Source organism: Marinobacterium zhoushanense (genome assembly GCF_014641945.1).
Classification (GTDB): domain Bacteria; phylum Pseudomonadota; class Gammaproteobacteria; order Pseudomonadales; family Balneatricaceae; genus Marinobacterium_D; species Marinobacterium_D zhoushanense.
Genome location: NZ_BMIJ01000007.1, coordinates 153,929 through 167,570 on the forward strand (window position 1 = coordinate 153,929; position 13,642 = coordinate 167,570).

Consider the following 13,642-nt stretch of genomic DNA (forward strand, 5'->3'; position numbering starts at 1 on the left):
GCCGGTCTCGCTGCCGGTTAGCGGTGGCCCAGCATCATCTCCCTGATTCTCTTGTCCTCGACGCAACGCTTGGCGTAACAGCGCATAGCCTCGCTGCACTCGATCTGGTCGATCTGTTCCGGCAGAGGGGCGCCGGAGTGGATCAGGAAATGCACCGTGGCCTGATCGTCCCTGAGTAGCGCCAGGGTGACCAGCTCCGCCCCGGTACTCAGCTCGGCTCCATGCTGTACCAGGCGGCTCAGGTGCAGCATCAGCTGCTCCGACTTGACGCTATCGAAGCACCAGTGCAACAGCGAACGACCTTCGAAGCGAGCGTTGGCATCGGCTCCGGCCTGCAGCAGAGTGTTCAGCAGCCCCAGACTCTGATCGGCATGGCGCAGCGCGATCAACGTGTAGGGCCTGCCATCCACGCCCTGGCCACCGGCCAGCTCGGTACGTTCCAGTACCCAGGCCAGCGCATCCGGTTGGCCGGCCTGAAGGGCCAGCTCTGCCGCGTTCAGACCCTCGCTCAGCGGTGTGCCTAGCTGTTCGCTATCTACCTTGCCGGCCAGCTTGGCCAGCATGTCGCGGTCACCGCTGTTCAGCGCGGTGACCAGTTTGGCGGTACGTGCATCGCGAAAAATCTTCAGCATGGCTTCGCTTCCGGAGCTGGTTGTCAGGCTTCAATTTAAATGACACCCAGCAGCTTGACCAGGTAGATGGCACAACTGAGGGTAACAACGGAACCGAGGGTTGTGGTCAGGATCACGTTGGCCGATAGCTCCGCGTTGGCGCCCATCGCCTTGGCCATCACGAAGCTGGCCGCTGCCGTCGGGCTGGCAAACAGCACCATCAGGATGACCAGCTCCTCGCCGCGGAAGCCAACCAGCCAGGCCAGCGGGGTGAGTAGTGCGGGCAGCAGCACCAGCTTGATCAGGGTGGCCCAGAACGCGGTGCCGGAGCTGTCGCGCAGGCTCTTCAGATTCAGCGAGCCACCGATCGCCAGCAGCGCCAGGGGCAGGGTCAGGTCGGCGAAGTAGTCGCCGGTGCGTGCGATCAACGTCGGCAGCCCTATATTGAAGTAGGAGAAGGGTAGGGCCAGTACCACGGCCAGGATCAGCGGGTTGCGCACCACCTCCAGTGCGATGCGCCCCGGTTTCAGTCCGTCCGCCCGTTTCAGTGGCAGGGTCAGGCACAGGATCGCCAGTACGTTATAGAGCGGAATGATCAGGGCCAACAGCAGCGAGGCCTGGGCCAGTCCGGATTGGCCGAACAGATTATAGGATACTGCCAGGCCGATAATGCCGTAGTTGCTGCGAAATGCGCCCTGGATAAAGGCGGCCAGATCTTCAGGCCGGCTGATCCAGCGGCTGCCCAGCCACCAGATCAGGGCAAAGGTGATCAGTGTTGTGAACAGCACGTAACCCAGCAGATCCGGGTTGAACATGGCGTGGAAATCCATCCGTGCAATGGCCAGGAACACCAGGGCCGGCAGTGTCAGCGTAAACACCAGGCGAGAGGCAGTGTTGACGAAATTCTCGTTGATCACGCGCAGGCGCAGCAGAAAAAAACCGAGAAACAGGATGAAAAAGATCGGAGCGACAATATTGCCGGTGAACAGCAGGGTTTGCAGGTAGAGATGCACGGGCGCCTCAGGTGCGGCTGAGTGAAAGCGCCAATTTTATCGGAAAAGTCTGGCTAAGCGCAGAGCACTATCGGAAACGCTCAGGTATGCAGTTTGGGATAATCGAATATCTGCGTGCTGCCACAACTTTCCGCCAGTTCGCTCCAGCCCAGTACATTGAGCATCAGCTGGTGTACCGCCGACGTAGGGAAATGGTGCAGCGACTGTCCACTCAGGTAACCGCCGAGATCGGCCATCCCCGGGTTGTGGCCCACCAGCATGATGCTGTCGAGATGGTCCGGTTGGCCCTGTAGCAGGTTGAGTAGCGTTTCCCAGCAGGCCTCGTACATCTCGGGGATCGCGATGCAGGTGCCTTCATCGAGTTCCAGTGTCTGCGCCAGGGTTCTGGCGGTGACGGCGGTGCGGGTGGCGCTGCTGTACAGCAAACGCTGAGGAATCAGCCCCATCTCCTTGACCCTGGCAGCCATCAGCGGCAGGTCGCGCATACCGCGTGCATTGAGCGGCCGGTCGAAATCGTCTAACCCGGGATTGTCCCAGCTGGATTTGGCGTGACGGATCAGGGTTAGCTGCTTCATCGTGGTCGAATTCCCTGCTGGTTTTTTGCGGGATGTTCCTTGCAGTATTGTTCCCCTCCGAGGGAAAGGCAATTCTGCCGCAGCCGGGAATTCGTTTAGTGGCAGAGGCGACCCGAATCAGTTAGTGGGCGAAGCGGCGTTGCAGCCAATGGTCGATCGAGGCTTTTCCCGGCCCGCGGATCATCAGGTACAGCAGCACTGTGGCCCAGACACCGTGGGTCGGATACGCGCCGGGGTAGACGAAGATCTGGATCACCAGGGTCATGATCAGCAGTGCCAAAGCCGAAAAACGCGTTGCCAGGCCGAACAGCAGCAGCACCGGGAACAGGTGCTCGGCAAGGGTTGCAAGCGTCGCGGCTAGCTCCACCGGCAGCAGCGGCAGGGCATACTCCTCACGGAACAGGTACAGGGTGGAGCCGGCGAAACGGGGCCAGCCCAGCTCAAAATGACCGTCGACGATGTTGAGTGCAAAACCCTCGATCTTGGTCTGTCCCGAGGTCCAGAACACCGCCGCTATGGAAAAACGCCCGAGCAACGCGAGTAGGGATTCCGGTATCCGGCTGAACAGCGAGATCACCCCATTGATGCCGCGTACGAGCGCGCCGTCGGCGGCTTTGTCGGCTGGGAGTGGAGTACTCTGCATGGCGGTTAGCTCCTTAATACTCAAGTGACAGCAGCGCCTGGCGCGTGATCAGTGTGGCCAGCGCGGCGTGAAGATCGAATTCGGGGTGGCTGGACAGCGTGGTTTCCAGCGCCCTTGCCAGTTTCTCTCCCTGCTGCAGTGCCGATGTGAACAGGGCCGTTGCAGGGTCGAGGGGGATCACCTCGACCTCCAGTTCAGGGCGCAGAACCAGTGCCTGTTCCGGTTGCATCGGGTCGACCTGGCTCAGTGGCAGCAGCCCCTGATGGGCTGCCCAGAGCGAGACCACGGCATAGCGCGAACGCAGCAGCTGGGCCGAGGGATGCAGCGCGATGCACAGCGAGGGCAGACGCTCCGGCTGTGCCAGTGCCAGCTGCAGGGCTTGCGTCGACAGGGGGGCGGCATCCGCGGCGTGGTAGGCCCTGACCCTGAACCACTCCAAGCGGGCGGTGTCGGCCAGGTAAGGCAGCGACGCGGCGGGCTCGAACTGCGCGATGAAGTCGGGAAAGTCGCCGCCAAAGTAGCTCAGCACCGGATTGTCGGGAAGTCGCTGGAACAGGTATTCACGCGCCATGGCACGAAAGAAAGTATCACCAACCAGACTCTGGACCACGCTGAAGGTACTCTCCAACGCTTCGATCAGGGAGACAATGACGTTGTTGCGGTAAACATCGAAACGTGCGGTCGGGTCGGAGCCGTTCCACGCGCTCAGCCCCTCGGGTACGGGTTGAGTGGGATCCAGTAGGGCCTTCTGGAAGTCCATTTCGGGGTAGATGGATTGGCTCATGACAGCGACTCCGTTACCGGTTGTTTCGCTGCGATCCGTTTTTCCAGCAGTGTCTGGGCCTGTAGCGCCTCAGCCAGCAGAATCGGCAGTGGCGGCAGGTTGTTGTCGCGCTCGATCAGGGTGGCGACAGGGCCGGTCAGTTCCAGTGTGAACTCATACAGCTGCCAGACCGCCTCGGCCACGGCAGAGCCGTGGCTGTCGATGAGCAGCGGTGCGCCGGCTGCATCCTGGTCGCGGCTGAAGCCGGCCAGGTGGATCTCGCCGACCCGTTCGCAGGGCAGGGCGCGAATATAGTCGTGGCTGTTCAGGCCGTGGTTGATGCAGCTGACATAGACATTGTTGACGTCCAGCAACAGACCGCAGCCGGTGCGCGCAATCACCTCGGAGAGGAACTCCGTTTCCGGAATTGACGAGGCGGTGAACTGGATATAAGTGGCCGGATTCTCCAGCAGAATCTGTCGGTTCAGTCGCTGTTGCACCTGATCCACATGCTCGCAGACCCGCTGCAGCCGCGCTTCCGTATAGGGCAGGGGTAGCAGATCGTTAAAAAAACGGCCGCCATGGCTGGACCAGGCCAGGTGCTCGGAAAAGCGCTCGGGCTGATGGCGGTCGAGCAGCCTAACCAGGCGCTGAAGGTGTGCTTCATCCAGCGGCGCATCGCCACCGATAGATAATCCGACGCCGTGGACCGATAGCGCGTAGTGCTGGTGAACCTGGCTCAGGTAGTGATGATAGGGGCCACCCGGCACCATATAGTTTTCGGCATGGACCTCGACGAAACCGATCGCCGGGCGGCTCTCGAGTAGATCAATGAAGTGTTCGGGCTTGAGCCCGATACCGCCGGCACGTGGCAGATCTCCGCGATGGAGAAGGCCCCCGCTACGGGGGCTGCCTGCGAGACTGTGGTGCGCGGCGGTTCGGTCTGTCGGGGCTACCGAGGGAGCGGGCACTGAAACCTGTTGTGTCTTCATCTCGGAAACTCCTGTTGATTACAACCGAACCGCCGCGACTTGTGCCTTACATCGCCTCGGTGAACTCTTCCAACTGGCCGTAACCGGTCGGAGAGGTCGGCGATTCCATCTGCGTGCAGGTACCAGCCGGTACAGCCTTGAAGGCATTGCCCTGGTAGTCCTTCTTGGCTGTGCCTGCGCAGGTAGTGCCGGGACCCGCCTTGCAATCGTTCTGGCCTTTCAGCGCAACGCCGTAGCACTTCTCCATTTTTGTCTCCTCCGCAGATGCGGGCAGGGAGGCGACGCTCAGGGCTGTACCCAGAGCCAGTGCAAGAGCCGCAGCAGTAGTAGTCGTTTTAGCCATTTTTCTATCTCCAGATTGTGATGTCGTGGGCCTTGGCGGCCTTTGTTTTTTTGTGAAAGCTGTCAGAAGAGTGGCTGCATCCATCCCTTCTTGCTGCAGTAGTCGGGGACGGCGAAGGATCCTTACAGGGTCGACAAAAATAAATTTAAAAAAATGTAGCGAGGCTGAAATGACAACGCCGCTGACAGGGCAGCGGCGTTGTGTAAATTTCTGCAGGGTTAGCTTTGTGGTTTCTCTGCAGGTGACGAGGCATCGCCTGTATCGGGGTGTGGCGAGATCTCGATCTCTGTGAGACTGGCTTGCTCCTCCTGCTGGAGGTAGGGCTGCTGCTCCATGCCGATCATCTCGCCGCCCACCTCGATATTGGCGCTGACGGCGGCGGGCTCAGGTTCCTCCTCGCGCTTGCCATCCTCGCCCCAGGCCTCGACCCACTCATCGGGGAAGATATCCTCGATACTGCTCTCGCTCTCCACTTCATAGCGCGGGTCGAATTCGTTGGACAGCTGGCTCTCCGGCATACTGGCAACATAGTGTTCCTGAGCGGTCACCGGCAGCGGCGGCATCCGGTTCTGGCGATAGCGGACATAGCTTGCCAACGAGACCAGCAGGATAGCGAAGCCTATGAACATGGTGGCGGGGGTAAAGGCTTCCATCACCATGGAGCCGGCAACCGGACCGATAATGCTGCCAATACCGTAACTGAGCATCAACGCGGAACTGGCCGCGACGCGGGCACTGCTGCTGATACGGTCATTGGCTAACGCCACACCCATGGAATAGATCAGTGACATCAACCCCAGCAGTAAGGCGCTCAGGGTCAATCGAATCGGGAACGCCATCTTCACCGTTAGCGCTACACCACAGCTCAATAGTGTTGCGAACAACAGTACGGTCAAGAGAACTTTGCTGCGCTGGATGCGGTCGCAGATCCAGCCAACCGGCCAGGCCAGCAGTACCGCCATCAGTACCGACGCGGTCATCAACTGGGAGACCTCTTTCACGCTCATCCCCGTCAGGCTGCCGAACAGCGGCACCATTGAGTAATAGGCGCCAAGCAGAATGCCGGAAGTGAAGGCGCAAGTGAGCCCGAGCGGCGCCTCGCGGTACAGCGATAGCAGCGACATTTTCGGCCCCTGTTCGATCACCGGCGACTGCATGCGCGACAGCGATAGCGGGATGATCGCCGCCAGCAGGATCAGGCCAGCGCCGGTAAAGGGGACGGCGCTGAGTGGGTCGGTATAACCGACCGTGAGCTGAGCTGAAGTCGACGCGCCGTAGGCCGCGACCTGATACAGCGCGAACAGAGTGGAGCGGTTATTGTTGGTGGCGACGGCGCTGAACCAGCTTTCGATGATGACGAACAAGCCGGCGGCGGTAATCCCGCCGACGAAGCGCAACACCGCCCAAAAGTAGACAGATTCGAGCAGTGGGTAACTGATCGAGGCCATCGCAGAAAGCGATGTCAGCGCTGCGAAGGTGCGGATATGACCAACTTTCGCGACCAGGTTAGTGCACCAGTGGGAGCCGACCACGAAGCCGATGGCGTAGCACACCATAACGAAACCGACCTGGGTCGGTGGTACTCCCTCAGCACCCAATCGTATACCGAGGTAGGTGAGCAGAAACGCGTTGCCCGCGTTCATCAGCATCAGACTTATAAACAGTGCTGATAGGGATATGATGATCAGTCTCACGGTCAGGCTCCATCCGTGCCGGAATATCGGGTTGAAACAGGTGCGCCCGAGTTCAGTTCACGCATCTAAAGTATCAAGTCTAGCAATCTAAGTTTACGGTTAAAAAGAAGAGCGATACCGAATCCGGTATCGCTCTTCATGTTGGGTGATGGAGAGTGCCGGATCAACCGCCGAGATAGGCCTTCCTTACCGCATCATGGGTCAAAAGCGCTTCGCCCGTGTCGCTCATTACGACACGCCCGTTCTCCAGCACGTAGCCACGGTCGGCGATCTTCAAAGCCTGGTTCGCGTTCTGTTCGACCAGGAAGATGGTGACCCCCTCAGAGCGCAACCGTTCGATTATCTCGAAGATCTGCTGGATGATGATCGGAGCCAGACCCAATGAGGGTTCGTCGAGCAGCAGCAGGCGTGGGTGGCTCATCAGCGCTCGGCCGATCGACAACATCTGCTGCTCGCCACCGGACATGGTGCCGCCACGCTGATGATAGCGCTCCTTCAGGCGCGGAAAGAGGCCGAGCACGTGATCAAGCTGGGCTTCATATGCCGCTTTGTCGCTGAAGTAGGCGCCCATGTGCAGGTTCTCGGCCACGGTGAGACCGGAGAAGATGCGGCGGCCCTCAGGAACCACCGCCAACCCCTTGCGCATGATCTGCGAGGTGGACATCCTCTGGATCGATTCGCCCTCGAACAGAATCTCGCCGGAGGAGGCATGAGGGTCGCCACACACGGTCATCATCAGGGTGGTCTTGCCGGCGCCGTTGGCGCCGATCAGGGTGACGATCTCACCCTTGTTCACCTTGATCGAGACGTCGTGCAGGGCCTGAATCTGGCCGTAATGCGTATTGACGTTTTTGAGTTCAAGCATGCTCAGCTCTCCCCCAGGTAAGCTTTGATAACATCGGGGTTCTGCTTCACCTCATCCGGTTTGCCGTCGGCGAGAGGGGTACCCTGGGCGATCACATAGATATGATCGGAGATGCCCATCACCAGGCCCATATCGTGCTCGATCAGCAGGATCGAGATTTCGTGCTCGTCGCGTAGGCGGACGATCAGCTGATCCAGCTCCTTGGTCTCGTTCGGGTTCAGACCCGCGGCGGGCTCATCGAGCAGCAGCAGCTGCGGCTGGGTCGACATGCAGCGGGCGATCTCCAGCTTGCGCTGTTGACCATAGGCCAGGTTGCCGGCAGCACGGTTGGCGTGCTGCAGCAGGTTTACCTCCTCCAGCCAGTAGATGGCGCGATCCATCGCCTCCTTCTCCAGGCGTCGATAACTCGGTGTCTTGAGCATGCCGGCGAACAGATTGGTGTTCAGATGGCGGTGTTGCGCCACCAGCATGTTTTCGATCACCGTCATCTTGGAGAACAGACGCACATGCTGAAAGGTACGCACCAGTCCCTTGCGCGAGATCTGGAAATCCTTCAGCCCGGCCAGCTGTTGGCCGTTGAACATAATGCTGCCATCAGTGGGGATATAGAACCCGGACAGGCAGTTGAACACCGTGGTTTTACCTGCCCCGTTGGGGCCAATGATGGAGACGATCTGGCGGTGTTTTACCGACAGATTGACCTTGTTTACCGCGAGCAGACCACCGAAGCGCATGGTCAGCTCGTTTACATCAAGCAGTAACTGACTCATCTATTTCAACTCCAGGTGTGGGCGTTTCATCGGCACCAGGCCTTCCGGGCGCCAGCGCATCATCACCACCATCAGCAGGCCGAACATCAGCATGCGATAGTCGGAGAACTCACGCGCCAGCTCCGGCAAAACGGTCATCACGATGGCGGCCAGAATCACGCCGATCTGGGAGCCCATGCCGCCGAGTACGACGATGGCCAGGATGATGGCGGACTCGATGAAGATGAACGATTCCGGGCTGATAAAGCCCTGGCGTGCAGCGAAGAAACAGCCGGCAAATCCTGCCGTTGACGCGCCGAGCGTAAACGCCGAGAGCTTGATCACAGTACGGTTAAGACCCAGCGAGCGGCAGGCGATCTCATCCTCGCGCAGTGCTTCCCAGGCGCGGCCGATCGGCATCCGCATCAGACGGTTGATCAGGTAGATAACCACGATTACCAGCAGTACGGCGATCAGGTAGAGGAAGATCACCTTCTGGCCACTGCTGTAGTCGATGCCGAAAAACTCATGGAAGGTCTGTGTGCCTTCGCTGGCGCGACGGCTGAACTCCAATCCGAACAGGGTCGGTTTCTCGATACCGGAGATGCCGTTGGGGCCACCGGTAATGCTGGTCCAGTTATTCAGCAGAATACGGATCATCTCACCGAAACCGAGGGTCACGATCGCCAGGTAGTCGCCGCGCAGACGCAGCACCGGAAAGCCGAGGATAAAGCCGAACGCTGCCGCCAACAGCGCCGCGATCGGCAGGCAGGCCCAGAAGGAGAAGCCGAAATACTCCGACAGTAGCGCATAGGTATAGGCGCCGACGGCGTAGAAGGCGACATAGCCCAGGTCGAGCAGGCCGGCCAGGCCGACCACGATATTCAGTCCCAGGCCGAGCATGATATAGATCAGCGTCAGCGTGGCCAGGTCAACCGCGCCGCGGGAGACCATGAAGGGCCACACCAGCAGGCCGACCACCAGTGCCGCCAGCAGCCAGGGTTTTATCACTTTCCAGGTCGCGTCCTGCGGTTTGAGTGCTCCCAGATCAGGCCTCGGAATACGGCTGGACAATCTGCCCAACTGCGTCGAAAACAGCTGGCTCAGGAAAACCAGGCCGACACCGGCCAGGATCCACTCCCAGCGGTCGGCGCCTGCGCCGTACACGGTCAGGGTCGTGCCTTCGGCACCGAGCCTGACGCCCAGCATCAGGCAGGCCAGCACCAGGGTGATACCGGCAGCGAAAATTGCGTTATAAAGTGAGCCGCGCATCAGACTTTCTCCACCTCCGGTTTACCCAGAATACCGGTGGGGCGGAACAGCAGGATGGTTACCAGCAGTCCAAATGCCACCACATCCTTGTATTCGGACGGGAAGTAGGCCGCGGTCAGCGCTTCGGTGACGCCCAGGATCAGGCCCCCCAGCATGGCGCCCGGGATCGAGCCGATACCACCGAGCACTGCGGCGGTAAACGCCTTCAGACCGGCCATGAAGCCGATGAACGGGTTGATCACGCCGTAGTAGAGACCGAGCAGCAGGCCGGCGATCGCCGCCAGCGCAGCACCGATGACGAAGGTCAGCGAGATGATGCGATTGGTATCGATGCCGAGCAGGTTGGTCATCCCTAGATCCTCGGCACAGGCACGGCAGGCGCGCCCCATGCGGGAGCGGGAAATGAACAGAGTCAGGGCGGTCATGGTGACCAGCGTCACCACCCAGATCAGCAGTTGCATCCAGGACAGGGTGACCTCGAAGGTCTCCAGCGAACCCAGCTCCAGTACACTGCCGGAGATCAGCGGTGCCAGGGCAACATCGCGGGAGCCCTGAGACAGCGCGACGTAGTTCTGTAGGAATATTGACATGCCGATCGCCGAGATCAGCGCGATCAGACGGTTGGAGCCGCGCAACGGGCGGTAGGCGACGCGTTCCACTGTCCAGCCGTAGGTACTGGCGATCAGCATGGCCACCAGCAGGGCGATAAACAGGACCAGCGGCAGGGCGAAACTTCCCATCGCCAGCAGGCCGGTGATCACGATAAATGAGACATAGGAACCGATCATGTAAATCTCGCCATGGGCGAAATTGATCATGCCGATGATGCCATACACCATGGTGTAGCCGATGGCGATCAGGGCATAGGTCGAGCCGATAGTCAGTCCATTGATGATCTGTTGCAGGAGGTAGAGGCTGGCTTCAGTCATCGATACTTACCAGATAGATAAAAGGATACCCCTGCGCTGTTGGCACAGGGGTATCCGGGTTGTGGGTTTAAACGTTACTCAGGATCACTGAGCGGGCGTTTTGGATCCGTCGGAGTGCAGTTCATAGACGAGGAAGGTGGACTCGGTCAGGTCACCCTTGTCGTCGTACTTGACGGTGCCGATGGCGGTATCGAAAGAGTTGGCTTTGATGTACTCGGCCATCTTGACGGCGTCGGTGCTGTCAATCGCCTTGATGGTATCGGCCATGATCTGAACCGCGGCGTAGGCGGGGAACACGAACGGGCCTGTGGGATCTTCACCCTTGGCTTCAATCGCTTTTACACGTTCGGCGTTTTCCGGGTTCTGGTCGAAGGCTTTCGGCGCAGTGGCCAGCACGCCTTCGACAGCATCACCGGCGATCTTGGCCAGGTCGGAGTTGACGATACCCTCAGGCCCCATGAACTGGGCCTTGAGCCCCTTCTCGGCAGACTGGCGCAGGATCAGACCCAGCTCCGGGTGGTAACCACCGTAATAGATGAAGTCCACATCGGCTTTCTGCAGCTTGGCGATCAGGGCAGAGAAGTCCTTGTCGCCGGCAGTAACGCCTTCAAACATGACCGGCTCAACGCCAGCAGCTGTCAGACCGTCACGGACGACGGTGGCCAAGCCTTCACCATACTGCTGCTTGTCGTGGATGACGGCTATTTTGCTCGGCTTGGCGGTTTCGAGGATGTACTGCGACGCCATTGAGCCCTGCAGGCTGTCCAGACCGATGGTACGGAAGATCATGCCGTAGCCTTTTTCGGTAATGGTCGGGGAGGTGGATGCGGCGGTAATCATCAGCACACCCTCCTCCTCATAGATGTCGGAGGCGGGCTCAGTGGAGCTGGAGCACAGGTGGCCGACGACGTGGGTGATGCCATCGTTGACGATCTTGTTGGCCACGGCTACGGCCTGTTTCGGATCGCAGGCGTCGTCATAGATCACGCCTTCCACATCCATGCCGTTGATGCCGCCGTTGGCGTTCAGGTTTTCGATCGCTGCGAGTACACCGATCTTCTGCATATCACCGTACTGGGCAACCGGGCCTGTTGCAGGGCCTGCCAGTGCGATCTTCAGAGTCTCTGCGTGTGCGGTGCCGGCAATGGTCAGCGCAGTTGCTGCCGCCAGAAGAGTCTTGCTAAAACGCTTGAAGCTTTTCGCCATCTTATTTTCCCCTTCGTCCATTTTTTATGCCGAGCCACAACAACAGTTCGGCCAATGGTTAGCAAGTTAGTCAAACTTGGTGATTATTACACAGAAAATTTTTGTCGGTATAGGCAGGTTTTTGTGATTTGGCCATTATTAGGCGTTTTTTTCTGCCTTATCCGACACGATCTGCAGTTTTTCCTGCAACAGTTTGATAAACAGGTCTCGCGCTTTGTTGGCACGGGCCGATTTGCGCACGATCGCGCCGAGCTCCAGGCGGTAAATATTGCGCTCCGGGCGCAGGGCCCTCAGCTCGCCGGGTTCAACTACGTTGGCGACATAGTGCTCGGGCAGAAAACCGATGTAGCGTCCCGAGCGGATCAGGGCGAGGCGGGTTTCATAGTAGTAGGCGGTGGCGCGCAATTCCATCTGCTCGATCAGGCTTGCGGCGTCCTTGTGCGGTTTGAGCCCCGCCTGGACGAAAGGGTGGCCGTCGATCAGCTCGTCGCTGATCTCGCTGTCCGCAACCGCAAACAGGGGGTGGCTGCGGTGGCAGTAGAGGTAGCAGTTGTCGGAAAACAGGGGGATATACTCCAGCCCCTCTATTTGACGATGTAGGGGGATGAAACCCACCTCGGCCTCCTCGTTGATCACCATCTGTTCGATCTCGGACATGGAGGCGACATCGACGGTGATATAGACCCCCGGTGCCAGTTCGTTGATCTGGTTGATCAGCTCGGGCAGACCCAACCGCGGATCGCCGCTGACGGTATCGGAAAAGATCAGACGCAGATCTCCGGACAGGGTGGCGTTCAGGTTGTTGACGGTAGCCCGGAACTCCTCCACTGAGTCGAACAGTTTCTTCGCCGATTCGTAGATGATTTTTCCCTCCTCGGTCAGCGCGAAGCCGGCGCGGCCACGATGACAGAGTTTGAGGTTGAGGCGGGATTCCAGGTTGGCGATGTGGATACTGATGGTCGAACGGGTGATGTTGAGCTCCGCTTCGGCCGCGGAGAAGCCGCCGCACTGGACCACGGTGGTAAACACCCTGAGTTGCTTGAGCTCGAAATCGCCTACCTGGCCGAGCCAGTATTTACGTGAAGTCATCTTATTTCGGGGCTCCTGCGCTCTGCAGGAAGCATGGTAATCAAACTGAGCGGGATCGGGAAGGCGGTAACGCCTATGGCTGTCTGGATGGGGAGCTGTTCCGTCGCAACAGCGGACAGGTGGAGCAGTACTCGACCGGATCTCCGGTCTTGTAGTAGAGGCAGCAGGTTCGGCGCAGGCGGACCTCGCGACCGTTCAGCGATACCGGTGGGCGGCGGAAACGCTGCAGCGGGTTGTGGTCGAGGCCGAACAGCGCAGGTTCCGCACGGTTCAACAGCCAGTCGAAATCCTCTGCGCAGCGCTGCCTTATGCAGGGCGTTTCGATCTCCGCCAGCCTCCGGTCATACAGTGAATAGACCCGCACGGCGGTGTTCTCCCATAGCACGCGCGTCGAGATGCCGCTGATGCGATGGAAGCTGTGCCACAGCGGCGCCAGCAGTTCGGCGAACAGGGTGCGCACCAGGGTGTCGCGCCAGGCCCGGCGTTCGCCGTCAGCGTAGCCGATGGGGGCGAGGTCGTGCAGCGGCATCGACGAGGTCCAGAGCCTGCCGTCGTGGCCGTACTCGATCAGGCAGTTGTCCGGCGCCAGGCTCAGCCCCTTGTCGCAGGCCGACATGGCATAGAGGCAGGCGCCGGTGGTCAGTAACGCAACCCGCTTGGCCAGCAGCGAGGCGGCGATCGCCGGGGTGGGGGCGCGGATGACCGGCGCAAGTTCTCGCAGCACCCGCTCGCAACTCTCCTCCTTCAATAATTCCGCAACGCTCAGCGAGTGCCGGTCGTGCTTGCGGGAGGGTTTCAGGCGCAGCGGTCCTGCCAACACCGCCCACTCCTGCGTGGTGAACGCCGCGCTCTTCATCGCACCTGCTCCCGGCCGGGAGGCATGCCCATGAAGGCATGG

15 protein-coding genes are annotated in these 13,642 nt (G+C 59.9%); all 15 read right to left on the reverse strand.

What is annotated here, in order from left to right; genetic code table 11:
- Positions 1-17: 17 nt before the first annotated feature.
- Positions 18-632 carry a hypothetical protein gene (locus IEX40_RS16835; RefSeq protein WP_188750390.1) on the reverse strand — a complete coding sequence of 205 codons (615 nt, stop codon included), beginning with the start codon at positions 630-632 and terminating at the stop codon, positions 18-20.
- A gap of 35 nt (positions 633-667) precedes the next feature.
- On the reverse strand, positions 668-1,624 hold the full coding sequence (locus IEX40_RS16840; protein WP_188750392.1) for an AEC family transporter: 957 nt from the start codon (positions 1,622-1,624) through the stop codon (positions 668-670).
- Positions 1,625-1,704: 80 nt separating this feature from the next.
- Positions 1,705-2,199 (reverse strand): SixA phosphatase family protein, encoded by a 495-nt coding sequence (locus tag IEX40_RS16845; RefSeq protein WP_188750395.1) that lies wholly within the window; start codon positions 2,197-2,199, stop codon positions 1,705-1,707.
- Between the two features lie 121 nt (positions 2,200-2,320).
- Positions 2,321-2,842, reverse strand: coding sequence for a DoxX family protein (locus tag IEX40_RS16850; protein WP_188750397.1), 522 nt, complete (start codon positions 2,840-2,842; stop codon positions 2,321-2,323).
- A gap of 13 nt (positions 2,843-2,855) precedes the next feature.
- On the reverse strand, positions 2,856-3,626 hold the full coding sequence (locus tag IEX40_RS16855) for an HvfC/BufC N-terminal domain-containing protein (protein ID WP_229680806.1): 771 nt from the start codon (positions 3,624-3,626) through the stop codon (positions 2,856-2,858).
- Positions 3,623-4,597, reverse strand: coding sequence for an MNIO family bufferin maturase (gene bufB / locus IEX40_RS16860; RefSeq protein ID WP_188750399.1), 975 nt, complete (start codon positions 4,595-4,597; stop codon positions 3,623-3,625). Before bufB ends, IEX40_RS16855 begins: the two co-directional genes overlap by 4 nt.
- A 46-nt stretch (positions 4,598-4,643) precedes the next feature.
- Positions 4,644-4,940, reverse strand: coding sequence for a BufA1 family periplasmic bufferin-type metallophore (locus tag IEX40_RS16865; protein ID WP_188750401.1), 297 nt, complete (start codon positions 4,938-4,940; stop codon positions 4,644-4,646).
- A gap of 218 nt (positions 4,941-5,158) precedes the next feature.
- Complete coding sequence (locus IEX40_RS16870; RefSeq protein WP_188750403.1) at positions 5,159-6,634, reverse strand: MFS transporter; 1,476 nt, start codon at positions 6,632-6,634, stop codon at positions 5,159-5,161.
- A 163-nt stretch (positions 6,635-6,797) separates the two neighbouring features.
- Complete coding sequence (locus IEX40_RS16875; RefSeq protein WP_188750405.1) at positions 6,798-7,499, reverse strand: ABC transporter ATP-binding protein; 702 nt, start codon at positions 7,497-7,499, stop codon at positions 6,798-6,800.
- Between the two features lie 2 nt (positions 7,500-7,501).
- Positions 7,502-8,269: a high-affinity branched-chain amino acid ABC transporter ATP-binding protein LivG gene (gene livG, locus IEX40_RS16880; protein ID WP_188750407.1), complete on the reverse strand. Its 768-nt coding sequence runs from the start codon at positions 8,267-8,269 to the stop codon at positions 7,502-7,504.
- A complete protein-coding gene (locus IEX40_RS16885) occupies positions 8,270-9,520 on the reverse strand; it encodes a high-affinity branched-chain amino acid ABC transporter permease LivM (RefSeq protein ID WP_188750409.1) in 1,251 nt (416 codons plus the stop codon). It abuts the gene before it with no gap.
- A complete protein-coding gene (gene livH, locus IEX40_RS16890; protein WP_188750411.1) occupies positions 9,520-10,449 on the reverse strand; it encodes a high-affinity branched-chain amino acid ABC transporter permease LivH in 930 nt (309 codons plus the stop codon). Before livH ends, IEX40_RS16885 begins: the two co-directional genes overlap by 1 nt.
- Before the next feature lie 84 nt (positions 10,450-10,533).
- Positions 10,534-11,655: a high-affinity branched-chain amino acid ABC transporter substrate-binding protein gene (locus tag IEX40_RS16895; protein WP_188750413.1), complete on the reverse strand. Its 1,122-nt coding sequence runs from the start codon at positions 11,653-11,655 to the stop codon at positions 10,534-10,536.
- Positions 11,656-11,793: 138 nt separating this feature from the next.
- The gene (locus IEX40_RS16900) at positions 11,794-12,744 is read right to left on the reverse strand and encodes a LysR family transcriptional regulator (protein WP_188750415.1); all 951 of its coding nucleotides are present in this window, start codon (positions 12,742-12,744) and stop codon (positions 11,794-11,796) included.
- A gap of 73 nt (positions 12,745-12,817) precedes the next feature.
- Entirely contained in the window at positions 12,818-13,600 is a 783-nt protein-coding gene (locus tag IEX40_RS16905; protein ID WP_188750417.1) for an IucA/IucC family C-terminal-domain containing protein, read from the reverse strand.
- Positions 13,601-13,642: the final 42 nt, after the last annotated feature.